Here is a 25,713-nt window from a genome sequence, read left to right as displayed (position 1 = left end):
CGGTTGTTTCGGGGAATGCAGGAGTCTCGGTGCGTTCAGGGCTCGGGCCGGGCGAACCCGGTCTCGAGCCGCGTCAGCGACCGATCTAACAGGGTGGTCCAGGTGCGGCGGTTGCGCTCGGAGAGCGTCTGGTCCGTGGTCTCGGCCCACTGCTTGACGCTCGAGGACATCGCGGCGATGGCCATCTCCACGAGCAGGCGGATCTCCCAGAGCTCGGCCTCGCCCATGCGCTCATGGAGGGAGTCGACGCAGTCGCGCACCATGCCCTCCATGAGCCCGATCATCCAGATCTCCTCGCTGCGCAGCCTTTCGGCATTCGGACGCTGCCGCTCCTGGTCCATGGCCGAGAGCAGGACGATGGACGGATGCACGGGCGTGAGGATGTCGACCGAGCGCAGGGCGGCGGTGAAGGCGAGGCACGCCTCCGACAGCGTCGCGAACGGCTCGCCCCCCAAGGCCTTCTCGACCTCCACGTAGAGCTGATCGACCTTGGATGCGAACGACGCGAAGATCGCCTCGTCCACCGAGGAGAAGTGGTTAAAGCTCGTGCGCCGGGAGACGCCCGCCCGCTCGGCGAGGCTCTCGACGCTGAATCCGTCGATCCCGTGCTCCGCCGTGAGCTGCGCGGCGGCCCCGACGATCGCCCGGCGATTACGCCACTTGGTGGCCTCGCGCTTGTCCGTCGGCGGAGTGCGGCATGACAGTTTCACGCAGTGGACCCTAGCGGGCACCTTGCACTGAGAGCAATGTTGCACCGGGTGCAATGCCTCACCCCGTGACACTCGCGCAGGACGGCACCGCCTCCGGTGTTAGATTCACCGGCATGAGCTCTCCCTCCTCCCGCGCGGACGCGCCGGACAGCGCCGCCGCACCCATCGGATCCTCCAGCCTCGGCGCCGGGATGAAGGGCCGTCATCTCGTGATGATGAGCCTCGGCTCCGCGATCGGCGCAGGTCTGTTCGTGGGCTCGGGCGCCGGCATCCACACCGCTGGTCCCGCGGTCCTGCTCTCCTACGTCATCGCCGGGCTCGTGGTGATCATCATGATGCGCAGCCTGGGAGAGCTCTCCGCCGCCCACCCCTCCTCCGGGGCCTTCTCCGTCTACACATCCCGAGCACTCGGCCCGGCCGCCGGCTTCACGGTCGGATGGCTGTGGTGGCTGCAGCTATGCCTGGTGATCGCCGCCGAATCGACGGCAGCCGCGCAGCTGCTCAACGGCCTGTGGCCCGTCTTCCCCCAGTGGGTGCTGGCCCTCGTGTTCATGGTCGCCTTCACCGCGGTCAACATGCTCGGCGTGGGGAAGTTCGGCGAGTTCGAGTTCTGGTTCTCCATGATCAAGGTCGGCGCCGTGGTGGCCTTCCTCATCGTGGGCATCGTGTTCCTGCTCGGCGGCACGCCGACCGAGTCCCCGGGGCTGAGCAACCTGAGCGATCACGGCGGCTTCTTCCCCCTGGGCCTGGGCGGCGTGGCCGCGGGCCTGCTCGTGGTGGCCTTCGCCTTCGGCGGCATCGAGATCGTGGCGGTGGCGGCCGCCGAGACCGAGAACCCCGCGCAGAACATCCGCCGCGCGGTGCGCACCATCGTGTGGCGCATCCTGATCTTCTACATGGGCTCGGTCGCGCTCATGGTGATCGCCCTGCCCTGGGACTCGGACGAGCTGCTGGCCTCGCCGTTCGTGGCCACCCTGGACGCCGCCGGCCTGCCCGGGCTGGGCGCGGTGCTCGGAGTGATCATCGTGGTCGCCCTGCTGTCGTCGCTGAACGCGAACCTCTACGGCGCCTCCCGCATGGTCTACTCGCTGTCCGAGCGCGGCCTGGCCCCGGCGGGCCTGCACCGGGTCGACGGCCGCCGCGTCCCCCTGCTGTCCGTGCTCGCCTCGGTCGCCCTGGGGTTCGTGGGCGTGCTGCTGAACTACCTGTGGGCCGAGGCCGTGCTGGGCATCCTGCTCAACATCGTGGGCTCCACCCTGATCGTCACGTGGGTGGCCACGATCGTCTCCCACCTGATCCTGCGCCGACGCGCCGAGCGCGACGGGACCCCCATGCCCGTGAAGGGCCGCGGCTTCCCCTACGTCAACTACCTGGCGCTGGCCATCATCGCGGCCATCATCGTGCTGGGCATGGGTGTGCCGGACGTGCGCTTCCAGCTGCTGGCCACCGGTGCCCTGGTGGTCGTCCTGTGGGTCATCGGTGCCGCCCTCGCCCGCCGCCGCCCCGAGCTGGCCACCGCAGACCGGGTCTGAGGGCACCGCGGCAGCGCGGCCCCGCGCAGAGGCCCTCGACGGCTCCCGGCGGGGCCGCTAGAGTGACCGCCATGTTCCTGTGAGTCGCCGCCGCCCCACGCCCGAGGCCCCTGTCGCACCTGATGCTGCGACCGGCGCGCCCGGTGGGGATCCCGCGATCCTCCAGGAGCCCCCATGCACCCACAGCGTGCCCACCCCTCCACTGCCTCGGCCCCAAGCCCCTTGCGCCTCGACGGCGTCTCCTTCCGATACGACTCCCGTCCGGAGCAGCACGTCCTGACGGATGTGTCGCTGACCGTGCCGCCCGGACGGACGGTCGGGCTGATCGGCGAGAACGGCAGCGGCAAGTCCACGGCGCTGCGCCTCCTCAGCGGAGCCGCGCTGCCGGATCACGGCATCGTCGAGGCGCCTGAGTCCCTCGGCGTGCTCGAGCAGATGCCGGCTGCGGCCGGTCGGGACGGGACCATCGCGGACCTGCTCCGACAGGCCGCCGCACCCCTGCGCGCCCTCGAGCACCGGATCGAGGCCCTGGCCGCCCGGATGGCCGCAGACCCACCACCCGATGACCCCTCCTCCCTCGCACAGCAGTGGGACGAGGCTCTGACCGAAGCGCAGCACCGGAGCCTGTGGAGCCTGGAGGCCAGGGTCGAGACCGTGCTGGACGGACTGGGCCTGGGCGCTCTGCCCCGCAGCCGCCCCCTGCAGGAGCTCTCCGGCGGCCAGCGGCGACGGCTCGACCTGGCCGCCGCGCTGCTGCACACCCCGCATGCGCTGCTGCTCGACGAGCCGACGAACCACCTCGACGACGAGGCCGCGGACTTCCTCGTGGCCGAGCTGGACTCCTGGCGCGGGCCGGTGCTGCTGGCCAGCCACGATCGGTGGCTGCTGGATGCCGCCGCCGATGCCGTGGTCGACCTCGACCCCGGCCTGGACCCGGAAGGACGCGGGGGCGGGCGCATGGGGACGCTGTTCAGCGGCGGCTTCTCGAGCTATCTCGAGCAGCGCGAGCAGCTGCGCAGCACCTGGGCGGCCCGCTGGCGGGAGCAGGAGCAGCAGCGGCAGCGATGGGAGGCGGAGGCCCGGCTCGAGCACGCCGATGTCTTCCACCGCTCGAGTGGCAGGTCCGAGGCGCGGATCGCGCAGAAGTTCTACGCCGACCGTGCCGCCACCACGCTGAACCGACGCACACGGGCGGCGCACCGGCACCTGGAGGAGCTGCAGCGCCAGGCCGTGCCGCCGCCGCCCGTCCCGCTGCGCCTGGGCGAGGTGCCTGCGCCGGCCCCCGGAAGCCCCTCCGAGGCGGTGCTGGTCCTCGACGGGGCCGGGGTCTCCGGACGGCTGAGCGCCCAGGACCTGGTGGTGCGCCGCGGCGAGCACGTCCTGCTCACCGGGCCCAATGGCGCGGGCAAGTCCACGCTCATCGGAGTCCTCGACGGCTCCGTGGCGCCCGACACCGGCCAGGTCCTGCGCCGCGACGGCCTGCGGATGGCCGTCCTGGCACAGGCCGCCGGGGATGGCCTCGCGGCGTGCCCGTCGACCGACCCGAGGGAGCCCCCGACGCCGGCTGGGCTTCTGGCGGCGACGGAGCTGGCCGCCGAGGCCGCGCGCGAACCCCACGTCGAGCGGACGCAGCCGCCGGGGCCGGTGGAGCTGGGACTGCTGCGCCCCGAGGACCTGCAGCGTCCCCTGCACGAGCTCTCTCCCGGGCAGCGGCAGCGATTCGAGCTGGCGCGGGTGCTGGCCGCCTCGGCGGACGTGCTGCTGCTCGATGAGCCGACGAACCACCTGTCCCTGGGGCTGGCCGAGGATCTCGAGCGCGCGCTGGCGGACTGGCCGGGGACGGTCGTGCTGTGCACGCACGACCGCTGGATCCGCGATCGGTGGCGCGGGCACCACCTGGAGCTCGGCACCTGAGCGGTCAGCCCCGCCCCGGAGGCCTCCCCCACAGGAGCATGGCCCGAAGCCGGTGGCCCGGGCATGTGAAAGGGGCGCTTCGCCCACCCATGGTGCGAAGCGCCCCTTCGGCTCGGCCGCGTGACCGGAGGAGCACGCGGCCGGCGGAGATCGGGTCAGCGGACCCGGACCGGATCAGATGCGGTCGTTGCGACCATCCAGATCAGTGCGGCCGTCGACGTCACGACCGTCGACTCCGCGGGCGTCGGCGTCGCGCTCGATGTCGACCTCCTCGCGGGCGACATCGGTCTGGACCTGCTCCTGATCCTGGACCACGTTCTTGTCCAGGCCCACGCGCTCCTTGGCCACGACATCCTTGTCGACCACGGGGCGCTCCTCGGAGAGGCTGACCTCGACGTCCTCGTCCGACAGGCGGCCGCCGTGCTCGCCATCGGCGATCGGCTCGCGGACGATCTCGACCTCCTCGCGCTCGACCGGGACAGTGACGGTCTCGGTGTCGTGCACGATGTGCTTGCGCAGGCGAGCACGGCCGGTCTGCACGCGCTCGGTGCCGACGTTGACCTCCTCCTCGTGGCGGACCACGGAGTTGGCGTCATCGCCGCGGGCGGTGCCTGCAGCAGCGACATCGTCGCGGTGACGGGCATCGCCGTCGCGCAGGTCGCCCTCACGGCGATCGCCGGCGAGGGGGCCGTCGGCCGCGTTGTCGCGGTGCCGGGCGTCGCCGTCGCGCAGGTCGTTGTCGCGGCGGTCGCCGTCGCGGCGGTCGCCGGTGTGCGCCGCACCGGCCGCACCTGCGGCCGTGCCAGCGGTGCCCGCGGCAGCGGTCTCGCGGCCGTCGGCCGCACCATCGCGGGAGTCGCGGCCATCGCGCACCCGCTCGGTGCCGCCGGCCTGGAGGCCGTAGTAGCGGTAGAGCTCGTCTTCCTGGGACTCATCCACGTGGGAGTCCGCGTCCAGGTTCGGGGCGTCCTTGATGAAGGCCTTGGTGTAGGGCACGCGCAGGTCGTCGCCGTCCTGGGTGGCCTCATCGAGCGGGACGAAGGTCTCGTTGCCGCCGAACAGGCCGGTGTTGACCGTGACCCAGTTGGGCTGACCGGTGGCGTCGTCCAGGTAGACCTGACCGACCTTGCCGACCTTGTCCCCGTCCTGATCGATGACGGTGCTGCGCTGCAGGTCCTCGATGCTGATGTTGTTCGCCATGTCGTGCTCCTTAAGTCAAGTGTCGTGCACGTCCCCGCATCGATCTTGTGGACTGATGCGGGGCCCGGTTCGATGGATCGTCCCTTGTCGGACAGAGTCCCTTCGGTCCGGGGGCTGCTTGCCTGAGTAAACCATAAGCAGGTTTGGCATCCATCTGCATCAACTTTTCTGACGAATTCGCTCCGCACAGTCACCCAGTTCCCTGATGGTTCACTGAGAGCGGGGTCGCATCTCTGGACGCCCGCGCCTGACGCGAGTACAGGCTCTGGCTACTCTGGGGTCATGAGTCAGACGGAGGCCCCGCAGGGCAGCGCGCCGGAGAAGGCAGGTGCCATCGAGCGGGCCACGGGGACCTCGTGGCCGGACTGGCGGCGGATCATGGCGGACGGCGGCGCCGCGGACGCAGATCACGCCGGCCTGGCCAGGATCGCGCTGGCCGCCATGGGCGAGCGCGTGGAGAACCCGGGCTGGTGGGCGCAGTCGGTGGCCGTGGCCTACGAGCAGGACACCGGCCGCCGCGTGAAGGGACAGGTCGCGGACGGGACCTTCCAGGTCTCCGCGACCCGCACGCTGCCCGGGACCATGGATGAGGTCTTCGAGGCCTGGCTGGCCCGAGCCCAGGAGCTCACCGAGATCGATGGCACGGAGATCGTCGACGGCCCCCGGGAGACCGGCACGGCCAAGCGGCGCCACTGGCGGATCGGCCTTGCCGACGGCACGCGCGCCGTCGTGTCCGCGGAGGCCAAGGGCCAGGGCCGGGCGTTCCTGACAGCCACGCACACCAAGCTGCCCTCGATCGAGCAGCTCGAGCGCTGGCGGGCGGCCTGGAAGGACCAGCTCGCCGGCCTGTGAGTCCACGGCAGCCGGCCGTCGGGAAGGAGAGCACATGCACGAACCAGCATCCGAGAACCGCAGCAACCGCTCCCGTGCGTCGGGATCCCGCCCAGGGCCCGCGGCGATCGCCGCCGTCCTGGCGGTGGCCCTGGGCATCGCGACGATCCTCAGCCCCGCCGCGAACCTGCTCCTGCTCATCGGCTGCGCAGCGGCCTTCGGCGCGGGCGTTGGACTGCTCCTGGACCCGCCCCTGCGCGGCTCGCTGCCCAAGGACAGGGCGGCCCTGCGGATCCTGCTGGGTGTCACGGCCGCCGGGGCGCTGCTGGTGGTCCTGCTGCCGGTCCTGAGTCGCACCGGCCTCTGGTGAGCCCCCGCTCCGATGCCTCACAGGGCATCGGAGCGGGAAGGGATCAGTCCAGCCCGATCCAGTCGGCCAGCGCCCGGGTGTCCTTGGCACTGGCGTTGAAGCCCACGCGGCGGGCCTGCTCCACGATCGAGGCGTGCACGGCGCTGCGCATCACGTCCTTGCTCGGCTGATCATCGCCGGCCAGGTCGATGCCGGCATCGGTGCAGCCGCGGATCGCGTAGAGCAGGTCCTCGCGGGAGATCTGGTGATGCCCCAGCTGCTTGGCCCGCTGCTGGCACCACGTGGTGGCCTCCGAGAGGCTGAAGCTCTCCGCCGTGCGCGAGTACTCCTCCAGCACCGTGAACACGGCGTTCCACTGCTTGCGCGACAGCCGCGGCGCCTTGGCCACCGTGCAGAAGCGCCCCACGGGCTCCGGGACGCGCACCTGGTGCTGCGCCTTGGACTCCACGGACGAGTTCACCGTCTGGTCATCGCGGCGCCCGCCCGAGGAGCCGGAGCCCGTCTTGGCCGGGGCCTTGTGACGGGTGTCGTCCCAGACGCAGCGGTCGTCGAAGCGGGCGTGCGGCAGCCCGACCCGCTCCAGCGCCTTCTTGAAGGACCCGGCTCCGAACCACTTGCTGGCCTTGAGGCCGTCGCCGAGCTCCTCCAGCGCCAGCCGGGACAGATGCGTGTAGGTCAGCGGCGCGGTCGAGCGGCGGTAGGCCCGCGTCACGAAGGACCGGAAGTCCTCCCAGTCCGCGTCCTGCGACCGATCCTCGCCGGAATCCCTCGCCCCGCGCTCCGGGAGCAGGCGGGGCTCGTCGTCGTCCTCGTCGTCGTAGTCGTCCTCGAGGTCTTCGTCCTCGTCGAGCACTGCGGGGTCGTCGTCATCCCAGTCCTCGGAGTCATCGTCCGCCGGGGACTCCGCGTCCGCCTCCTCCTCGGCCTGCTCGGCGCCCTCCGTGGCAGCGAGCAGATCGAAGATGTCCTGCTCGTCGAGGTACTCGTCCGCCAGGGCCTCATAGGCGATCGCGGTCGAGCCGGTGGCGATCACGCAGGTGCGCAGATCGGCGGCGCGCAGGACCTGCAGCAGGGGCGTGAAGTCCGAGTCCGACGACGCCAGGACGAACTCCTCGAACAGGGCCCCCTGGTTCAGCGCGGCCATGACATCCACGACGATGCGGATGTCCGCGCCGTTCTTCGCCTGCTTGGTCAGCGCGGGGCAGTCCACGACCTCGATGCCGGCCTGGGTGAAGTACGGGCGGAAGGCATCGAAGCGGATGCGCTGCCCGGGCTCGGTGGGATGCGGGACGCTGCCGCCCGGGTTCAGGTAGCAGCGCAGCTGCAGCCAGCGCCGCGAGGGGGCGCCGTCCGGATGCGTCAGCCCCTCGATCCACACCTGCGGGCGCTCGGCGATGCGCACGGCGGCTTGCGGGTCGGAGCGCAGGAGCCCGCCGAAGAAGTTGTCGAAGTCGATGTACAGGGCAGAGCGGCGCTGGTCCACAGGTGCCTCCGGGGGGTTGGTCATCACTCAAGCACCCTACGCGTCAGGGGCGACGACGCAGGCCCTCATGACGGGCTCCCGGGCGGAAGGCGCAGCGACAGCGAGCGCGGCTCAGCCCAGCTTCCGCTTGACGTAGCTCTCGCGCACCATCTCCACGACCTCGACGGAGACGCTGCCTGCCGGCCCTTCCGGAACTGCCCCGGCGACCGCCTCGAGGATCGCCTCCGCGGTGCGCGTCCTCAGCTCCTGGCTGCGCCCGGGCAGGACCCGCAGCTGCACTGCCACGAAGCCCGTGCCGTCATGCGGGTGATCCACGGCGAAGTCCTCGAGCACGCGCGCCCGGGCCTTGGCGGAGGACATGTCGTACTCGCCGATCCCCTGCAGGGCGCCCAGCCCCGCCCGGATCAGCTCCTGGGCGTCATAGCCCGGTGCAGCGGCGATGTCAGCGGAGGTCTCGATGATCAGATGCGGCATGAGCCGAGCCTGCCACCGCGGCCGGGGCCGCACCAGAGGCCACGCTCTCCGATGCGGCACCGACCCGAGGCTCAGCCGCGGCGGATCCAGGCGGTGGAGCGTCCGCTCAGGCGACCGTCCTCCAGCGGGGCGCTGGTCAGCAGGACCTCGCCCTCGGGCAGGTCCACGGGCTCGGAACCGAAGTTCGTCACGGACTCCCAGCCGCCGGGGCGCACGAGATGCAGGACCTCGTCCGCGTCCAGGCCGCCCCACTCGAGCACCTCATCGCCCTGCAGCTGCCGGCGCAGGCTCAGCGCCTGCCGGTACAGCGACAGGAAGGACTCCGGGTCCTGCGCCTCCTGGGCGGCCGCATAGCGGGCGAACCACTCCGGCTGCGGCAGGTGGGGCGGCCCGCCGAAGCCGTTGTGCGGCTGATCCGCATCCCACGGCAGCGGGACGCGGCAGCCGTCGCGGCCCTGGTCCACCCCGGGGTTGCGGAAGAACGACGGGTCCTGGCGCTCGTGCTCGGCGATCTCCACGACCTCGTGCAGTCCGAGCTCCTCGCCCTGGTAGAGGTAGGCCGATCCGGGCAGGGCCAGCAGGAGCATGACAGCCGCACGCGCTCGGCGCTCCCCAAGCTCGCGGTCGAGCAGTGGCATGCCGTCCTCGAGCAGCAGCCACTGCTGCGAGGCGACCTTGAGATTCTCGCCGCCTGCGGAGTTGCGCGGGAACTCGCCCAGGGCCTGACGCAGCCCGCCGAGGTCCAGCCCGTAGCGCGTGGCGTGGCGGACGACGTCGTGGTTGGACAGCACCCAGGTGCTCGAGGCCCCCGAACGTGCGGCCTCCGCCAGGTTCTTGCGGATGGCGCGGCGGAACTCGGAGGCGTCGAACGGGACCTCCAGCAGATCGAAGCTGAAGGCCTGGCCGAGCCCCTCCGAGCTGGCGTAGCGGGCCAGGCGGTCGGGATGGACCCAGGCCTCGGCCACGGCGGTGCGGGGAGGGTCGTACTCGTCGAAGACCTGGCGCCACTCGCGGTAGATCTCGTGGACCTCGTCGCGATCCCAGAAGGGATGTGCACCCAGGGACTCGAACTCGTCCGGCAGCTCTGTGCTGGCCGGCAGCTGCGCAGGCAGGTCCTTGGCCAGCCCGTGGGCGACATCGATCCGGAAGCCGTCCACCCCGCGGTCCGACCAGAAGCGCAGCGTGGTCAGGAACTCCTGGTGGACCTCCGGGTTGGACCAGTCGAAGTCCGGCTGCTCGCTGGCGAACAGGTGCAGGTACCACTGCCCCGGGGTGCCGTCCGGCTCGGTGACGCGCGTCCAGGCCGGGCCGCCGAAAATGGAGGTCCAGTCCGCCGGCGGCAGCTCGCCGTGCTCGCCTCGGCCCTCCCGGAAGATGTAGCGGGCGCGCTCGGGGCTGCCCGGCCCGGCGGCCAGCGCCTCCTGGAACCACACGTGCTGATCCGAGCTGTGGTTGGGCACGATGTCGACGACGACCTTGATCTGCCGCTCGTGCAGGGCCGCGACGAGCTCGTCGAAGTCCTCGAGGGTGCCCAGACGGGGGTCGACGTCGCGGTAGTCGGCGACGTCGTAGCCACCGTCGGCCAGCTCCGAGGGATAGAACGGGCTCAGCCACACGGCATCCACTCCCAGGTCCCGCAGGTAGTCCGCGCGACGGGTCACGCCGCGCAGGTCCCCCAGGCCGTCGCCGTCGGCGTCCTGGAAGCTGCGCGGATAGACCTGGTAGACGACCGCCTGCCGCCACCAGTCCGGCGAGCTCCAGAGGGGGTTCGGCTGCGGTGCCTCGGAGGCGGGGATGCTCACAGGATCTCTCCTTCATGCAGGGGATGAACGCGGATGCGCTGAGGTCGGACGACGACGGAGCCCGACAGACGGACCCGACGCGCAATCCCACCAGGCTATCGACGCTCCACGACAGCCCGGGAACGGCGACGCGCACGGGCAGAGGAACATGCCCGGGAAACCATGGTGTGGCCCCCATCACCAAACGGGCCTACTCTGGGCCTCGGACCGACAGTCCGACGCCTCGAGGGTCCTGTGCCGCCATCAGCGCAGGTCACGGCGCTCTCGCGGGTGACGACAGGCACGATCTCATCGAAAGGCACCCCATGGCTCTCCAGTTCCCCGAGAAGAAGCATCTGCGTCTCGCGCCCCTGGGTCTCGTCCTGGCCGCCGGGCTCACGCTGTCCGCCTGCGGAGGTGGCGACGACGCCTCCTCCGACTCGTCCTCCTCCGACTCCAGCGCCTCGGAGTCCAGCTCGTCCGCCTCGGGCGGGGCGTCCGAGGGAGCGTCGGGCGGTGCCTCCGACGGCGCTTCGGGTGGTGCCTCCGCTGGCGCTTCCGCCGGCGCCGAGGGCGATGCCGCCGCCGGCGGGGCGGCAGGTGCTGAGGGCGGCGATGCCGCAGCCGGCGGTGAGGGTGCCGCTGGCGGCGATGCCGCAGCAGGTGCCGAGGGCGGCGACGCGGCGGCCGGTGCTGAGGGCGACGCCGCAGCCGGCGGTGCTGCCGGCGCTGAGGGCGGCGCAGGCGCTGAGGATGCCGCAGGCGCTGAGGGCGGTGCCGCCTCGGGAGCGGTCGATCCGTACAACGGCGGCGTGCCGGAGTCCGTCGGCGTCGACCCGGGCGCGGCTCCGTCGATCCAGCCCGGCCCGTACACGGTCACCCAGGGCGACACCCTGGGCTACATCTCGACGCTGTCGGGCATCACGGTCGACGACATCGCGGCGGCCAACGGCCTCTCGAACGTCGACCAGCTCGAGGTCGGCCAGACGATCACCATCCCCGAGGCCGGCTGATCCCCAGCCGACTCGATCGACGGGCCTCCCTCTGACCAGAGGGAGGCCCGTCGTGCTGCGGGGGCGCAGAACCCGCGGCATCTCCTGGTCATCGCGGGTTCGGCCTGCCTACGGTTCAGGACATGAGCACTCACAGCACCACCCCGACCCCTCCCGACACCGTCGACTGGGCCTTCGTGACCGAGGGCCCCTGCGCCGAGTGCGGCTTCTCCCCGGGACTGCGCGACCTCTCCGCCGCCGAGACCCTTCGCGCCTCCGCCGCCTCGTGGCAGGAGACGATCGAGCGCGACGACGTCCGCGAGCGCCCGTCGGCTGAGGTCTGGTCCCCGCTGGAGTACGCCGCGCACACCCGCGATGTGGTGGGGCTGTTCCACGAGCGGATCTCGCTGCTGCTCGAGAAGGACGACCCGCGGTTCGGCTCCTGGGACGGGGAGCAGGTCGCCGTGGACTCCGACTACGGAGCCCAGGACCCGGCGGTCGTCGCCGCCGAGTACGCACAGGCCGCCGATGAGACGGCCGCCCTGCTGGACGGCCTGGACGAGCAGCAGCTCAGGCGCACGGGCTCACGGGCCGACGGCCGCGCCTTCACCGTGGCCGGGCTGATCGACTACCTCCTGCACGAGGTGCGCCATCACCTGCACGACGTCGGCATCCAGGCGCCTCGCGAGGGCGTCCAGGAGGCTGCGGCGGAGGCCGCTGAGCAGGCCCACGATCAGGACGCAGGAGCGTCGCAGTGACCGCGCCCCTGCGCGAGCTCGTGCGCGTCCTGCTGGACACCGGTACGCTCGGGCGGGCAGGCGCCTCCGTGCCCGAGCAGCCGCCCGTGGGCGGCTTCCGCACGGTCCCGGTCACCCTGGACTGAGGACGTTCCGGCGCCCGCGCCGTCACCGGTGCCGCCGGTGCGCGCCCATCGTCGTGGAACGAGGACCCCATGCCCTCCGTGCAGACCGATCTCTGGTTCGACACCCAGGCCCTCGAGGCCGCCGAGTACTGGACCTCCCTGGTCCCCGGCTCGCGGATCCTGGAGGTGTTCCACGACCACGGAGGCAACCCATTCACCGACGGCGAGGGCTCCGTGCTCTACGTCCAGTTCGAGCTCGGCGGCCAGCGCTACGGCGCCGTCAACGGAGGACCGCACTTCCAGCTCGACGAGTCCGTCTCCATCTCCCTGATGTGCGATGACCAGGCCGAGGTCGACCGGTACTGGGAGGAGCTGACCCGAGAGGGCAGCGAGTCCATGTGCGGGTGGTGCAAGGACCGCTACGGCATGAGCTGGCAGATCGTCCCGCAGGAGATGATGCGGCTGCAGGCCGACTCCGACCCGGTCGCCGCGCGGCGCTCCACGCAGGCCATGCTCGCCATGCACCGACTGGATGTGCAGACGCTGCGCCGCATCGCGCTGCGCACTGAGGACCAGGACCGGATGCCCGCACCGGCCCCGGAGCAGGGCCGGGTGCCGAACCACATCGAGGGCGCGGTGCGCATCTCTGCCACGGCGCACGAGGCCTGGGAGCTGATCTCGCGCCCGGGGTGGTGGGTCAACGACGGCCGGATCCGCGAGCACGAGATCACCTCGGACGGCGACCGTCACACGGTGACCGACCCCGTGCACGGAACCTTCGCGCTCACGGTCGAGGACAGGCTCGACGGCGAGTTCATCGCCTACCGCTGGGAGGGCTTCGAGGGCTCCGACGATCCTCGCACCCTCACGCAGTTCTGGGTCGATCCCCTGGACGACGGCTCGTGCATGGTCCGGATGCTGGAGTCCGGCTTCCGCGACGGCGGGGCCTCCGATGCCGCGCTGCGGCCGACCTACGACGACCAGGCAGGCGGCTGGTGCCTGGAGCTGCGAGCGCTGCGCTCGGCCCTCGACGGCTCCTGATCCGCGGCCGGCGCTGACGCGGCGTCGGCGCCCGACAGCGCAGAGAGGCGGTCGGCCTCCGTCACCGCCTCGTCGCCGGAGGACGGCCTCCGGTCGTCGGCGGACGTCGCAGGTGACGACGGCCGGACCTGCCAGTCCTGGCGAGTGCGCCGGGTCCGCCGAGCTGCGCGCAGCGCTCCCACGGCCACCGCGATGCCGATCAGCAGCGGCACCCACACCTTGGAGTACTCCAGCAGGAAGCCAGCCCACTCGGGCAGCTCGATGCTGGGCCAGGGGATCGAGGGGAGGTCGATCTCCGGCCAGGGGAGGCGGGGCAGGCTGATCTGCGGCCACGGGATGCCGAGATCGGGCAGCAGCCGGCCCAGGAAGCTCCACACCGGATCGAGCAGACGGAGGATCAGCGGCAGCAGCACGATGCCCGCGATCGCCGCCCCCGCTCGCCCCATCCCCTCCATGAGCGGGTAGACCGCGCGCTTCCAGGGCGAGGCCTCCATGGCCGCCTGGCGACGTGCGGCCCACGATCCTTCCGGCGGTGCGAACTCGGCCACCTGGCTGCCGTCCTTGAAGCGGACGTGGGCGACCCGAGTCCCGCCGCCGACCGCCTTCACCACGATGCGGGGATCGGCGAACGAGAGCAGCAGGGACTTGGCCTCCGGGGCCGGCGCCTGGTCGGGCTGCTCGTCGGAGGATCCGGTGCGGGCGTCGTCGTCCTCCGGGTGCACGGCCACGCGATGCGAGCCGAGCTGCGAGGCCCGTGCGAGCACGCGGGTCCCGCGGAAGAACACGCAGCCCTTCTGCGGGCCCTCCATGTCGTCGCTGCGGAACTGCGGATCGACCTCGGTGAGCTGGGCGCGATTGCCCACCGCCACGCTGAACGGCCCGAGCTGCGGGTGGTGCAGGCGCCAGATCTCCGGCTGAGGCCGCCCCGGCGCAGGCTGCACGACGTCCTGCGGGGCCTCAGCCCCCTCTTGGTTCTGCTGCTCGCTCGTCATGCTCCAGAAGCTACTGAGGACGACCATCTCCGGTCATCGGCCCCCGGGACGACTTCGGGCGCTCATCCTTCCGGAGGGGTCCTGGGCCTCTCTTCGCCGCGGATCATCAGCCCCCTGCCCGAATGCTCCTCGCCGTCCTACGCTGGGCGCATGGATCACAGCACCGGACAGCTCACCGGCCAGGAGATCGCCGAGGCTCAGCTCGCCGACTGGAGCGTGGAGGACGGCGTGCTGCGCGCGTCGTTCGACACCGGCGACTTCCTCAGCGGCCTCGAGTTCGTCACCGCGCTGGCGGAGATTGCGGAGGAGGCCGGACACCACCCCGACGTCCTGCTGACCTATCCCTCCGTGCAGCTCTCGCTGATCAGCCACGACGTCGAGGCCATCACGCAGAAGGACGTCAACATGGCGCGGCGGCTCTCGGAGCTCGCCGAGCAGCTCGGCGTCTCCGCCGCCTGAGCGCGCACGACCGCAGCACCACGCAGACCAGGGGCCCCGCCGGATCGCACCGGCGGGGTCCCTGCGTCGTCTCAGCGCCCTGCGCTGTCCCAGAGTCCTGCGCGCCCAGGCCCCGGCCGCCTCAGGCGCCCAGCACGCGGATGGCCACCTGCACGCGGTTGGTGACCTCGAGCTTGGCGAAGATGCTGGCCACGTGCGTCTTGACCGTGGTGATCGACAGGAACATCTCCTCGGCGATCTCCGAGTTCGTCAGTCCCCGGGCCACGGCCTCGGCGATCTCGCGCTCCCGGGCGCTCAGGACGTCCAGCCCCGGCCCGGACCCGACCTGGGGCCGGGGAGCAGAGCCCTGCGACGAGGACTGCTCCCCGTCCGAGACGGACACGGAGCCCGGCCTCGCCTCAGGGGTGCCGAGCTGCCTGCCCTGCGCCGTGGCCACGGCGATCAGCCGCGAGAGCACCTGCGGGGAGACCGTGGAGCGGCCGGCGGCCGTCTCCTGGACGGCTTCCACGAGCTGGCGCGGCGGGGTGTCCTTGAGCATGAAGCCCAGAGCCCCGGCCTCGAGGGCGTCCAGGATGAACGAGTCGGTGTCGAAGGCCGTGAGCATCAGGACCTCGGGCGGCTGCGGCAGCGCGCGCACGAGCCGACATCCCTCGATCCCGTCGACACGGGGCATGCGGATGTCCATGAGGACCACGTCCGGGCTCAGCTGACCGGCGAGCTCGGCGGCCTCCGCGCCGTCGGCGGCCTCGCCCACGACCTGGAGGTTCTCGGCGCCGTCGAGCAGCAGCTTCAGTCCGGCACGCATGAGGGACTCGTCGTCGACCAGCAGGATGCGGACGGGATCGCTGTCTAGCTGCGGCATGGGATGCACGCCTCCAATCGGAACATGGTCTCGGTGCGCTCAGTGCTGATCGTGCCACCCAGACCGCGAGCGCGCTCGTCGAGTCCCACCAGGCCGAAGCCGCTGGGCTCCGGATGCGCGTCGGCGACCAGCGGATTGCTCACCGTCAGGGACACCGCCCCGGCGCGACGAGACCAGCGGACGGTCACCGGCGCACCGGGCGCGTGCTTGACCGCGTTGGTCAGCGCCTCCTGCAGGATCCGGTAGAGCGTGCGCGCCGCAGTGTCGGGCACGGACTCGGCGTCGACGACCTCCCGGCCGACCATCTCGATCCGGGCGCCTGCCGCGCGGAACTCCGCCAGCAGCTCGGGCAGCTGCCGCAGATCGGGCTCGGGCCGGGTGTCCCCGGGGTCGTCGCGCAGGATGTCGAGCACGGTGCGCAGCTCGGCCGACGCCGTCGCGGCCGTCTGCTGCACCAGTCGAGCGGTCGAGCGGACGGTGTCGCGGTCGAGGTCCTCGCGGTAGTCCAGCGCACCGGCGTACGTGCTGATCAGGGCCAGGCGGTGGGAGAGGGTGTCGTGCATCTCCCGAGCGATCCGGGTGCGCTCCTGCGCCCGGGACTGCTCCGCGCGGGCGTGCTCCTCGCGCACCAGGGCGGCCGCCTCCCTTCGGGCCGTCAGCGCCTCGGCCTGCAGGGCCCGGATCCGGCGGCGGCGAGACCACCGGTACATGCCGATCAGCACAGGCACCATGAGCATCACGGCCGAGACCCCGCACACCAGCAGGCCTTCGAACCACCCCTCGGCGGAGCCTTGGATGAAGTACCCGACGATGGTCGCGGCCACCGTGACGACGTAGACCAGCCCCGCCCACGACCGACGTCCCCGTGAGGAGATCGAGATCATGGTGAACAGCGAGGCCAGCCACGCCGAGACCGAGAGGGACACGCACACGCCGATGATCAGGGCGGCGATCAGCGCCGAGCGGGGCTCGGGCCGGTCCACCAGCTCTGCCGGATCCACGGAGCCGTCCTCGAGCGCCTGCGCGTCGGTGAACCCGTGCCGCAGCGCCACGGGGACCAGTGCCACCGCGATCAGTCCCAGGACCACATCCAGGACCGAGAGCAGGACCACGGGCCGGCCCGGGCCGTACACGTCCAAGGTGTCCAGCGGATCGCCCTGGGTCAGCACCACGACCAGGATCAGCCCCCAGACCACCGGCCCGAGCAGGAAGGCGAGCAGCGTGAGGATCGCGGTGAACCACGGGCGCTGCAGCCTGCGCGGACTGCAGGGCTGACGGGGCGGCTCCGGCGCCGACGCAGCCCACGGGGCGGCGGTCTGGGACGTGGTGGCGGACATGGCTCTCAGCGTAGGAGCGCGCCGCGGCCGCGTCGCCGTTCGGAAGCATGAACGGGCCCTCATCCCATCCGACGAGATCCCGCCGCCCACGGCCCCAGCGAGCGGCATCACACCGGGAGCCTGAGCCCGTCGGTATACCGTGGAGCGCTCACCGGCCCTCTCGGGCCCCTCCCTCCACCGAAACTCGAGCTTCCCTATGCCCTCCTCCAGCCCGGCTTCCGAGCAGGCTCCCGATTCCGGCGACGCCGAGTACCCCCACGGCACTCACCCGGGGCTCGTCCCCGGCGTGGCCGTCGACGAGCAGCGGGTGCGCTACCGCACCGACAAGATCACCTTCGGGGTGGCCGGCGGCCTCATCGTCGCCTTCATCCTCTGGGGCGCGCTGTCCACCGAGAGCCTCACCTCCGCCTCGACCAGCGCCCTGAGCTTCACCGTCACCTACGGCGGCTGGATCTTCACGACCCTGGCGGCCGTCGTCCTGCTGTTCCTGCTGTTCGTGGGCTTCTCCCGCTTCGGGCGCATCCCGCTCGGCAAGGACGGCGAGCAGCCGGCCTACTCCATGCGCTCCTGGATCGCGATGCTCTTCGCGGCGGGCATGGGCGTGGGCCTGATCTTCTTCGGCGCCTACGAGCCTGTGACGTACTACATGACCCCGCCGCCGGGGCGTGCTGAGCCCGAGTCGCTGCAGGCCATGCACTCGGCGATGGCGCAGACGATCTTCCACTGGGGTCTGCAGGCCTGGGCGATCTACGCCATGGTCGGCGCGGCCATGGGCTACGCCGCCTACCGCCGCGGCCGTCCCCTGCTGATCTCGGCGATCTTCGGCCAGCGGGCGCCGGGCAGCGTCTGGGGGCGGCTGATCGACGCCTTCGCCGTGATCGGCATCCTGTTCGCCACGGCCGCCTCGCTCGGGCTGGGCACCCTGCAGATCGGCCGCGGCGTGGAGGTCGTGGCGGGCATCGGCCCGGTGTCCAACGCCGTGCTGATCGGGATCATCGCCGTGCTCACCGCGTGCTTCCTGATCTCGGCCGTCTCCGGCATCGCCAAGGGCATCCGGCTGCTGTCGAACGTCAACATGGTCCTGGCCGCCGCCGTGGCGTTCTTCCTGTTCGTGGTCGGCCCCACGGTCTTCCTGCTGAACTTCATCCCCTCCGTGGTGGCCACGTACTTCGGCGAGATGTTCGACATGCTCTCGATGTCCGCCTCCAAGGGCCCCGACGCCGAGGAGTTCATGCGCTACTGGACCCTGTTCTACTGGGCCTGGTGGGTCTCGTGGGCGCCGTTCGTGGGCGCGTTCGTCGCACAGATCTCGCGCGGGCGCACCCTGCGCCAGTACGTGACCGTGGTGCTGCTGGCCCCCACCGCCATCTGCGTGCTCGCCTTCTCGATCTTCGGCGGCACCGCCATCTGGCTGCAGCGCTCGGGCAGCGACATCGCCGGAGCGGCCTCCCCCGAGGACATGCTCTTCCAGATGCTCGACGCCCTGCCGATGTCCCAGATCAGCTCGGTGGCCGTGATGATCCTGCTGGCGGTCTTCTTCATCACCTCGGCCGACTCGGCCTCTGTGGTCATGGCCTCGATGTCCCAGCGCGGCAACCCCGAGCCGACCAAGCCGGTCGTCGCCTTCTGGGCGCTGGCCCTGGCCGGCGTGGCCGCCGTGATGCTGGTCGTGGGCGGGGCCGATGCCCTGCAGGGGCTGCAGGACCTCGTCACGGTGGCGGCCCTGCCCTTCGCCGTGATCCTGCTGTGCATCATGCCGGCGTTCTTCCGGCTGCTGTCGACCGACCCCATGATGCTGCGCGTCCAGTACGCGCGGGTGGCGATCGACGACGCCATGCGCACGGGCATGTCCGAGCACGGCGACGACTTCGCCCTGGCCGTCAAGCACGAGACCGAGGGGTCCTCCGCCGGACGCGACTTCGACTCGACCTCCCCCGAGTACACCGAGTGGTACCGCCGCACCGACGAGAACGGCGAGCCGGCGGAGTACGACTATGAGAAGGACCGCTGGGCCGACGAGGCGACAGGCGAGATGTCGTCCGTGGAGGCTGCCGGCGAGTCCGGGTCCGAGGCCCCGTCCGGCACCGAGGCGGAGCCCCGGGCCGACGGGCCCGCCCGCGGCAAGGCCCCCTGGACGCGCTGAGCGAGCGCATCCCGCACGACGACGCCGTCGGGTCGCCCTGCGCCGCGGCATTCATCGTCGAGGGGACCCATCGGACGCTTTCGTCGCCGAGGGGACTCACCTGACACCCTTTCAGGTGCAGGAAGGCGTCGGACGGGTCCCCTCAGCGCGTACGGGGTCAGCTGCGTCCCCTCGGCGTTCCAGTTGACGCTCGACGACGCCCGCACCGCTTCAGCCGCGGGCGATGGCGACCGCCGAGCGGATGAGCGGGATCTGCAGCGGGACGCGCCCGATCGCGACGGCCTGAGCCGGCCACGGCTTGTCCCGCCAGTCCACGGCCATCTTGATGTTGCCCGGCCACACGCCCACGAGGAGCGCGGCCGACGCCGCACCGCCCAGCCGACGGGTCCGAGGCATGGCCAGCAGCCCGGCCACACCGAGCTCGGCGACGCCCGACCACACAGCCCACTGGCGAGGCGTCCCGGGCAGCGCCTCCGGGATGATGCTCTCGTAGACGCCGGGGACCGCCAGATGCAGCATGCCGGTCACGGCATACATGCGCGCCTGGCGGCGAGCCAGCGCGTCGGGCGACCTCCCCGCCGCCCTGGGGAAGGTCGTCACCGCAGTGGTCGACGCGGTGAGAGCCGAGGTCGCGGAGCTCCCGGCTCCCGACCTGCGAAGCCTGCGCATGGTGCGTCGATGCTGGGCGAGCTGGCGCCGGCGCTCGGCACGGATCTGACGGGGCCGCAGAGAACTCATCATGCTTGCCATTCTGGCCCCGCACGGCGGCCGCCGTCGATCCGGCCGCTCAGCGGCTCCGCTGACATACATCCCCTGCCATGCGAGACCGGCGCCTCGGCATAGGCCTCAGCGCCCTCGGCTCCGAAGGGGCCGCGTCGGAGGAGAAGGTGACGTAGACGAGACGGGGCATGGCTGCTGCCCTTCCGGTCGATTCCTGGATCGGGGTGGGGGCTGCCTCAACGGCCCCAGGCCTCGCGCAGCACGCGCAGGGAGTCGATGGCACCCTCGGAGGTGGAGCCCACCGGAGCGACCATGATCTCGTCGGCGCTGGCGCGGGCCGCGAAGTCCTCCACGTACTGCTTGACCTGGGCGCCGTCGCCCACGGCCGTGTAGCGGATCATGTTGAGGATCTGCTGCCCGGCCGGGGAGTGCATGACCAGGTCGAGCTCCTCCTCGGAGAGCTCCCGGCCGCGTCCGGCCATCTGGCGCACGCGGGAGCGGCGGTACCACTCAAGCTCCTGCGCCGCGTCGTCCGGGTTGTCGCGACCCACGACGTTGACCGCGGCGATCACGTACGGCTCATCGAGCACCTCGGAGGGCTGGAACTGCGCGCGGTAGGCCTGCGTGGCCTGCTCGAGGGCCTCCGGGGCGAAGTGCGAGGCGAACGAGTACGGCAGGCCGTAGGCGGCGGCCAGGGTGGCGCCGAACATCGACGAGCCCAGGATGTAGAGCGGCACGTTCGTGCCGGCGCCGGGGACGGCGCGCAGGCCGGGGACCACGGACTCGTCGCGCAGGAAGGCCTGCAGCTCCTTGACGTCCTGCGGGAACTCCTCGGCGGCACGGGGGTCGCGGCGCATGGCGCGCACGGCGGCCTGATCGGTGCCGGGCGCGCGGCCCAGGCCCAGATCGATGCGCCCGGGGTGCAGCTCGGCGAGGGTGCCGAACTGCTCCGCGATGATCAGCGGAGCGTGGTTGGGCAGCATGACGCCACCCGAGCCGAGCCGGATCGACTCGGTCTGAGCGGCGATGTGCGCGATCAGCACGGCCGGGGCAGCCGAGGCGATCGAGCTCATGTTGTGGTGCTCGGTGTACCAGACGCGCTCGTAGCCCAGCCGCTCGGCGGCCTGGGCGAGCTCTACGGACTCCTGGAAGGCCTCCCCCACGGTCTTTCCGCTGCGGACGGAGGCGAAGTCGAGGACGGACAGAGGAAGGGGCATGGCGCGGGCCTTTCGGGATCGCAGGTGCTTGGGTCTCTGACCCGTACAGCGGATCCCGGGCCCGCTTGATTCCCCGCCCCGTCCGCTCAGTCCTTGCGCGGACCGCCGTAGATCTCGTTCACGACGTCCTCGTAGGTCCGCAGCACCTGGGCACGCTTGAGCTTCAGGGACGGGGTGAGGGTGCCGTCGTTCTCCGAGAAGTCCGAGGACAGGATCCGGTGCTCCTTGATCTGCTCAGCGCGCGAGACCGCCTGGTTGGCCTTGTCGATGGACTTAGCGATCGCCGCGCGCACCTGGTCGTTCTGGCGGGCGTCGTCAAGGGACATCTCCGGATCCAGCCCGTGGGCCTCCAGCCAGCCGGGCAGCGCCTCCTCGTCCAGGGTGATCAGCGCGGCGATGAACGGGCGGTTGTCGCCCACGGCGATGCACTGCGAGACCAGCGTGTGCGCACGGATCTGGTCCTCCAGGACCACCGGGCTGACGTTCTTGCCGCCGGCGGTCACGATCAGCTCCTTGATGCGCCCGGTGATGCGCAGGTAGCCGTCGTCGTCGAGCTCGCCCAGGTCGCCGGTGCGGAACCAGCCGTCCTCGAAGGCCTCCTCGGTCTTCTCCGGGCTGTTCCAGTAGCCGCGCATCACGGCGAGGCCCTTGGCCTGGACCTCGCCCATGTCCGAGATCCGCACCGCGTTGCCCGGCAGGGGACGCCCGACGCTGCCGATGCGCAGTGCGGTCGGGGTGTTCACGGTCTGCGGCGCGGTGGTCTCGGTGAGGCCGTAGCCCTCGAGCACCATCAGGCCGACGCCGTGGAAGAAGTGCGCCAGGCGCTCGCCCAGCGGGCCGCCGCCGGAGACCGCGTGCGTGACCTTCCCTCCCATGGCCTCGCGCAGCTTGGCGTAGACCAGGCGGTCGAAGATCGCGTGCTGGATCTTCAGCCCGAGCGGCACCTTCCCGGCCTGCTCGGCGCGCGACCAGGCGATCGAGACGGCCGCGGCGCGGTCGAAGATCTTCCCGCGGCCGCCGGCCTCCGCCTTCTGCTGGGCGGAGTTGTACACCTTCTCGAACACGCGCGGGACGACGAGCAGGAAGTCGGGGTGGAAGCTCTGCAGGTCCGGCAGCAGGTTCTTCATATCCGCGGTGTAGGCCATGGTGCACCCCGAGGCCACCGACAGCACCGAGATGTAGCGGGCGAACACGTGCGCCAGCGGCAGGAACATCACCGTGCGGGAGCCTTCGTGCAGGATCTCCGGGATGGACAGCCGGGCGGCCTCGGCCAGCTCCACGAAGTTGCCGTGGGTGATCTCGCAGCCCTTGGGCTTCCCGGTGGTGCCCGAGGTGTAGATGATCGTGGCGAGATCGTCGAGGCCGGCGAGATCGCGGCGGCGCTCGATCTCCTCCTCCGGGACGTCCTTGCCACCCTCGCGCAGGTGATCGAGCGCGCCCTCGTCGAAGCACCACACGCTGTGCACGGCGGAGAGGTCCTTGTCCTGGGCCGCCCGCTCGAACACGGCCTTGTGCTCCGGGGTCTCGACGACGAGCGCCGTGGCGCCCGAGTCCGCCAGGTTCCAGTGCAGCTGCGACGGTGCCGACGACTCGTACACCGGCACGGAGACCGCACCGGCGAACCAGATCGCGAAGTCGATCAGGCTCCACTCCAGGCGATTGCGCGACATCAGCCCCACACGGTCCCCCGGCTCGATGCCGGCGGCCACCAGCCCCTTGGCCAGGGCGGTGACCTGCTGCACCACCTCGCTGGCCCGCAGATCGACCCACTGCTCACCCACGCGGTGGGAGTAGATCGCCGGATCGGAGGGCTTGCGCGCATTGCGCAGCAGCAGCTCCGTCACGTTCGTGTCTCGGGGGGTTTCGACAGCAGGCGGAATGCTGATCTCGCGCACGGGGGCTCCTGGTGGATAGGGGTCAGTGACTCTACGGTAGGCGACCGTGAGACGGGTCACAAAAAGGAGATCAACCCGGATGTGGCGCAGATCTCGTCAATTTGTTGAACAATCTGTACTGTGTCCTCCACTGACCCGGACTCCCCTCTGCGAAGGGCTCCACGCCGACGGTGAACCGCACCGCCCGGCGCGCACCACCCGGGGCCGCACCACGCCGCCCCGCTGATCGTCTCGAGGCAGACCATGACCCAGCAGCACCCCGAGCAGGCTCCCGTGCAGGACGCCGACTCCACCGACGCGCAGAGCGCCAAGGCCTCCCCCGGCATGGTCTCCAGCTCGACCCGTCAGGCCATCCTGGGCGCCCTCTTCCTGATGGCCACCAGCGCCATCGGACCGGGCTTCATCACCCAGACCGCCAACTTCACCGTCCAGATGGGCGCGGCCTTCGCCTTCGCGATCCTGGTCTCGATCCTGGTGGACATCGCGGTGCAGTTGAACGTCTGGCGCGTCATCGGCGTCTCCGGACTCAAGGCACAGCAGCTGGGCAACGCAGTGCTTCCCGGCGTCGGCTGGCTCGTCGCCGCGCTCGTGGCGATGGGCGGCCTGGTGTTCAACATCGGCAACACCGCCGGCGGCGGCCTGGGCCTCAACGCCATGACCGGCCTGGACGCCAAGTGGGGCGGCCTGATCACCGCCGCGCTGGCCATCGGCGTGTTCCTGTCCCGCAAGGCCGGCATGGCCCTGGACAAGATCGTGGTCGCGCTCGGCGTCGTGATGATCCTGGTGACCGGCTACGTGGCCATCGTCTCGGACCCGCCTGTGGGCGAGGCCATGAAGAACATGGTCCTCCCCGAGCAGATCAGCTACGTCGTGATCGTCACCCTGATCGGCGGCACCATCGGCGGTTACATCACCTACGCCGGCGCCCACCGCATGGTCGACTCCGGGATCACCGGACCGGAGAACGCCAAGCGGATCTCCGGCTCCTCCGTGATCGGCATCATCATCACCGGAATCATGCGCTTCCTGCTGTTCCTGGCGATCCTGGGCGTCGTGGCCGGCGGCGCGGAGCTGGTCGGCGACAACCTCGCGGCTCAGGCCTTCGAGCAGGCCGCCGGCGCAGTCGGCCTGCGCCTGTTCGGCCTCATCCTCTGGGCGGCTGCGGTCTCCTCGGTGATCGGCGCGGCCTACACCTCGGTCTCGTTCCTCACCTCGGACAAGACCAAGGCCGGCGCCCGCAACATCCTCACGGTCGCGTTCATCGTCTTCTCGGCGATCGTCTTCCTGCTGCTCGGCCAGGCGCCGTCGACCCTGCTGATCGTGGCCGGCGCGGTCAACGGGCTGATCCTGCCGATCGGCTTCACGGTGATCATGATCGTGGCCTGGTTCCGCCGGGACCTGCTGCACGGCTACAGCTACCCCAAGTGGCTGGCCATCATCGGCGCCCTGGTGCTGATCCTGACCTACATCCTCGGCTGGAAGTCCCTGTCCGGCATCGCGGCCCTCTGGGCGTGACGCCTCTGGCATCCTGAAGGCCATGACCCGCGCGACGACAGGAGCTCCGATGAACGGCGACGCACCCGTCTCCCAGCTGAGCCCTGCCGCCGCTCGGGAGCTGTTCCGCGCCGGGCGGGCCGTCCCCACCTCCGGGTGGTCGGACGGCTTCGCCCAGGCCAATCTCATCGCGGTGCCGCAGGACTGGGCGTACGACGTCCTGCTCTTCGCCCACCGCAACCCCAAGTCCTGCCCGCTGCTGGGCGTACTCGAGGCCGGTCAGCTCAGCAGCGACCTGCTGCCCGGCGGCGACATCCGCACCGACATCCCGCGCTACACCGTCCACCGCGACGGCGAGCTCGTGGACTCCCCCGCCGACGTCACCGAGCTGTGGCGCGATGACCTGGTGGCCTTCCTGATCGGGTGCAGCTTCACGTTCGAGGCCGCGCTGCTGGAGGCCGGGCTGCCGCTGGCGCATCAGGACCAGGGCGTCAACGTGCCGATGTACCGCACGTCGATCTCAGCCGGCTCCGCAGGCCGGCTGCACGGGCCCACCGTGGTCTCCATGCGGCCGCTGCCAGGCTCCATGGTCGCCGACGCCGTGCGCATCACCTCGCGCTACCCGGCCGTGCACGGTGCACCCCTGCACGTGGGCGATCCGGCCGCGATCGGCATCGAGGACCTCTCCCGTCCGGACTACGGCGACGCCGTGGAGATCCCCGACGGATGGCTGCCGGTCTTCTGGGCCTGCGGCGTCACGCCCCAGGCGGCCATCGCGGCCAGCGGCGTCCCCTTCGCGATCGGTCACGCGCCGGGGCACATGCTCATCACAGATGCCCCGAACGCGTCGTACCAGGTGCCGTGAGGCCGCGGATCAGTCGTCCGAGACCGTGACCTCCACCGGGATGTTGCCGCGCGTGGCATTGGAGTACGGGCAGACCTGATGCGCCGCATCGGCCAGCTCCTGCGCCTCGTCGTGCGGCATGCCCGGGATGACGACCTCGAGCTCGACCGCCAGGCCGAACCCCTCGCCCTCCTTGCCGATGGAGACCTTGGCGCCCACGGAGGAGTCGCCCAGGTCCTTGCCGCGCTGCTTGGCGGTGAGCTGCAGCGCGGAGTGGAAGCAGGCCGCGTAGCCCGCGGCGAAGAGCTGCTCCGGATTGCTCCCGTTGCCGCTGCCGCCCATGGCCCGGGGTGAAGCCAGATCGAATTCCAGGCCTCCGTCGGGGACGGTCACGCTGCCGTCGCGTCCTGCTCCGGTGGCGAGCGCCTCGGTGGTGTACAGGGGATCCATGTCATCCTCCTCGCGATCCGCGACCGGCGTCTCCGGCACGCGGTGACCTCATCGTAGGACGCCCGTCAAGACGGGGGTGCATCGGCTGCGCGAGCACCTGCGAGCCGCGC

The 25,713-nt window shown here is 71.2% G+C and carries 24 protein-coding genes; 12 read left to right on the top strand and 12 right to left on the bottom strand.

All coding sequences use genetic code 11. The annotated features are described in order from the left end of the window. Positions 1 to 35: 35 nt before the first annotated feature. Positions 36 to 710 (bottom strand): TetR/AcrR family transcriptional regulator, encoded by a 675-nt coding sequence (locus FFS25_RS07935; protein ID WP_171004138.1) that lies wholly within the window; start codon positions 708 to 710, stop codon positions 36 to 38. A gap of 113 nt (positions 711 to 823) precedes the next feature. Between FFS25_RS07935 and FFS25_RS07930 the strand changes: the two genes are divergently transcribed. Both FFS25_RS07930 and FFS25_RS07925 read left to right on the top strand, forming a co-directional pair. Further along, positions 824 to 2,242, top strand: a complete 1,419-nt coding sequence (locus FFS25_RS07930; RefSeq protein WP_349654417.1) for an amino acid permease — start codon at positions 824 to 826, stop codon at positions 2,240 to 2,242. A gap of 174 nt (positions 2,243 to 2,416) precedes the next feature. Next, positions 2,417 to 4,156, top strand: coding sequence for an ABC-F family ATP-binding cassette domain-containing protein (locus tag FFS25_RS07925; RefSeq protein ID WP_137802480.1), 1,740 nt, complete (start codon positions 2,417 to 2,419; stop codon positions 4,154 to 4,156). A 174-nt stretch (positions 4,157 to 4,330) separates the two neighbouring features. Here FFS25_RS07925 and FFS25_RS07920 read toward each other — a convergent pair whose 3' ends face one another. Continuing rightward, a complete protein-coding gene (locus FFS25_RS07920) occupies positions 4,331 to 5,356 on the bottom strand; it encodes a DUF2382 domain-containing protein (protein WP_137802479.1) in 1,026 nt (341 codons plus the stop codon). Positions 5,357 to 5,638: 282 nt separating this feature from the next. Between FFS25_RS07920 and FFS25_RS07915 the strand changes: the two genes are divergently transcribed. Continuing rightward, positions 5,639 to 6,208 (top strand): hypothetical protein, encoded by a 570-nt coding sequence (locus FFS25_RS07915; protein WP_137802478.1) that lies wholly within the window; start codon positions 5,639 to 5,641, stop codon positions 6,206 to 6,208. Between the two features lie 34 nt (positions 6,209 to 6,242). Continuing rightward, positions 6,243 to 6,557 carry a hypothetical protein gene (locus FFS25_RS07910; RefSeq protein ID WP_053446658.1) on the top strand — a complete coding sequence of 105 codons (315 nt, stop codon included), beginning with the start codon at positions 6,243 to 6,245 and terminating at the stop codon, positions 6,555 to 6,557. 43 nt (positions 6,558 to 6,600) lie between these two features. Here the strand turns inward: FFS25_RS07910 and FFS25_RS13410 are convergent, their stop codons facing one another. From FFS25_RS13410 to FFS25_RS07895, 3 genes are all read right to left on the bottom strand, one after another. Then, positions 6,601 to 8,064, bottom strand: a complete 1,464-nt coding sequence (locus FFS25_RS13410) for an NYN domain-containing protein (protein WP_081609558.1) — start codon at positions 8,062 to 8,064, stop codon at positions 6,601 to 6,603. A gap of 87 nt (positions 8,065 to 8,151) precedes the next feature. Beyond that, complete coding sequence (locus FFS25_RS07900; RefSeq protein ID WP_137802477.1) at positions 8,152 to 8,514, bottom strand: 5-carboxymethyl-2-hydroxymuconate Delta-isomerase; 363 nt, start codon at positions 8,512 to 8,514, stop codon at positions 8,152 to 8,154. Between the two features lie 71 nt (positions 8,515 to 8,585). Then, positions 8,586 to 10,316 (bottom strand): glycoside hydrolase family 13 protein, encoded by a 1,731-nt coding sequence (locus FFS25_RS07895; protein ID WP_137802476.1) that lies wholly within the window; start codon positions 10,314 to 10,316, stop codon positions 8,586 to 8,588. Between the two features lie 305 nt (positions 10,317 to 10,621). Here FFS25_RS07895 and FFS25_RS13600 point away from each other — a divergent pair, with 305 nt between their 5' ends. The 4 genes from FFS25_RS13600 (at position 10,622) to FFS25_RS13595 (ending at position 13,190) form a co-directional block, all read left to right on the top strand. After that, entirely contained in the window at positions 10,622 to 11,308 is a 687-nt protein-coding gene (locus FFS25_RS13600) for a LysM peptidoglycan-binding domain-containing protein (protein WP_212742730.1), read from the top strand. 122 nt (positions 11,309 to 11,430) lie between these two features. Then, positions 11,431 to 12,045 carry a DinB family protein gene (locus FFS25_RS07880; protein ID WP_137802474.1) on the top strand — a complete coding sequence of 205 codons (615 nt, stop codon included), beginning with the start codon at positions 11,431 to 11,433 and terminating at the stop codon, positions 12,043 to 12,045. After that, positions 12,042 to 12,170, top strand: a complete 129-nt coding sequence (locus tag FFS25_RS13940) for a hypothetical protein (protein ID WP_006215372.1) — start codon at positions 12,042 to 12,044, stop codon at positions 12,168 to 12,170. Before FFS25_RS07880 ends, FFS25_RS13940 begins: the two co-directional genes overlap by 4 nt. A gap of 69 nt (positions 12,171 to 12,239) precedes the next feature. Continuing rightward, positions 12,240 to 13,190 (top strand): VOC family protein, encoded by a 951-nt coding sequence (locus FFS25_RS13595; protein WP_212742729.1) that lies wholly within the window; start codon positions 12,240 to 12,242, stop codon positions 13,188 to 13,190. Here the strand turns inward: FFS25_RS13595 and FFS25_RS07870 are convergent. Further along, positions 13,121 to 14,182 carry a hypothetical protein gene (locus FFS25_RS07870; protein WP_137802473.1) on the bottom strand — a complete coding sequence of 354 codons (1,062 nt, stop codon included), beginning with the start codon at positions 14,180 to 14,182 and terminating at the stop codon, positions 13,121 to 13,123. The genes FFS25_RS13595 and FFS25_RS07870 overlap by 70 nt on opposite strands. A 150-nt stretch (positions 14,183 to 14,332) precedes the next feature. Here FFS25_RS07870 and FFS25_RS07865 point away from each other — a divergent pair, with 150 nt between their 5' ends. After that, complete coding sequence (locus FFS25_RS07865) at positions 14,333 to 14,641, top strand: 4a-hydroxytetrahydrobiopterin dehydratase (protein WP_137802472.1); 309 nt, start codon at positions 14,333 to 14,335, stop codon at positions 14,639 to 14,641. 121 nt (positions 14,642 to 14,762) lie between these two features. Here FFS25_RS07865 and FFS25_RS07860 read toward each other — a convergent pair whose 3' ends face one another. Next, entirely contained in the window at positions 14,763 to 15,503 is a 741-nt protein-coding gene (locus FFS25_RS07860; protein WP_137802471.1) for a response regulator, read from the bottom strand. Then, positions 15,491 to 16,840 (bottom strand): sensor histidine kinase, encoded by a 1,350-nt coding sequence (locus FFS25_RS07855; protein ID WP_137802470.1) that lies wholly within the window; start codon positions 16,838 to 16,840, stop codon positions 15,491 to 15,493. The genes FFS25_RS07860 and FFS25_RS07855 overlap by 13 nt, the downstream gene beginning before the upstream one ends. Before the next feature lie 196 nt (positions 16,841 to 17,036). Between FFS25_RS07855 and FFS25_RS07850 the strand changes: the two genes are divergently transcribed. Further along, complete coding sequence (locus tag FFS25_RS07850; protein ID WP_137802469.1) at positions 17,037 to 18,983, top strand: BCCT family transporter; 1,947 nt, start codon at positions 17,037 to 17,039, stop codon at positions 18,981 to 18,983. Positions 18,984 to 19,193: 210 nt separating this feature from the next. Here the strand turns inward: FFS25_RS07850 and FFS25_RS14145 are convergent, their stop codons facing one another. The 3 genes from FFS25_RS14145 to FFS25_RS07835 form a co-directional block, all read right to left on the bottom strand. Then, the gene (locus FFS25_RS14145; RefSeq protein WP_412457614.1) at positions 19,194 to 19,724 is read right to left on the bottom strand and encodes a DoxX family protein; all 531 of its coding nucleotides are present in this window, start codon (positions 19,722 to 19,724) and stop codon (positions 19,194 to 19,196) included. A 215-nt stretch (positions 19,725 to 19,939) separates the two neighbouring features. Further along, positions 19,940 to 20,920 carry an LLM class flavin-dependent oxidoreductase gene (locus FFS25_RS07840; RefSeq protein ID WP_006215365.1) on the bottom strand — a complete coding sequence of 327 codons (981 nt, stop codon included), beginning with the start codon at positions 20,918 to 20,920 and terminating at the stop codon, positions 19,940 to 19,942. Positions 20,921 to 21,006: 86 nt separating this feature from the next. Next, positions 21,007 to 22,815 (bottom strand): AMP-dependent synthetase/ligase, encoded by a 1,809-nt coding sequence (locus tag FFS25_RS07835; protein ID WP_137802468.1) that lies wholly within the window; start codon positions 22,813 to 22,815, stop codon positions 21,007 to 21,009. A 324-nt stretch (positions 22,816 to 23,139) separates the two neighbouring features. Here FFS25_RS07835 and FFS25_RS07830 point away from each other — a divergent pair, with 324 nt between their 5' ends. Both FFS25_RS07830 and FFS25_RS07825 read left to right on the top strand, forming a co-directional pair. Beyond that, positions 23,140 to 24,330, top strand: a complete 1,191-nt coding sequence (locus FFS25_RS07830) for an NRAMP family divalent metal transporter (RefSeq protein ID WP_249933828.1) — start codon at positions 23,140 to 23,142, stop codon at positions 24,328 to 24,330. A gap of 49 nt (positions 24,331 to 24,379) precedes the next feature. After that, positions 24,380 to 25,174 (top strand): putative hydro-lyase, encoded by a 795-nt coding sequence (locus FFS25_RS07825; RefSeq protein ID WP_137802466.1) that lies wholly within the window; start codon positions 24,380 to 24,382, stop codon positions 25,172 to 25,174. 9 nt (positions 25,175 to 25,183) lie between these two features. Here the strand turns inward: FFS25_RS07825 and FFS25_RS07820 are convergent, their stop codons facing one another. Next, positions 25,184 to 25,603 carry an organic hydroperoxide resistance protein gene (locus FFS25_RS07820; RefSeq protein WP_137802465.1) on the bottom strand — a complete coding sequence of 140 codons (420 nt, stop codon included), beginning with the start codon at positions 25,601 to 25,603 and terminating at the stop codon, positions 25,184 to 25,186. Between the last annotated feature and the right edge of the window lie 110 nt (positions 25,604 to 25,713).

Source organism: Kocuria sp. 2SI (genome assembly GCF_005502825.1).
Taxonomy (GTDB): domain Bacteria; phylum Actinomycetota; class Actinomycetes; order Actinomycetales; family Micrococcaceae; genus Kocuria; species Kocuria palustris.
The sequence above is the reverse complement of the archived record's forward strand: the minus strand, read 5'-3'. Positions and strand labels throughout refer to the sequence as shown.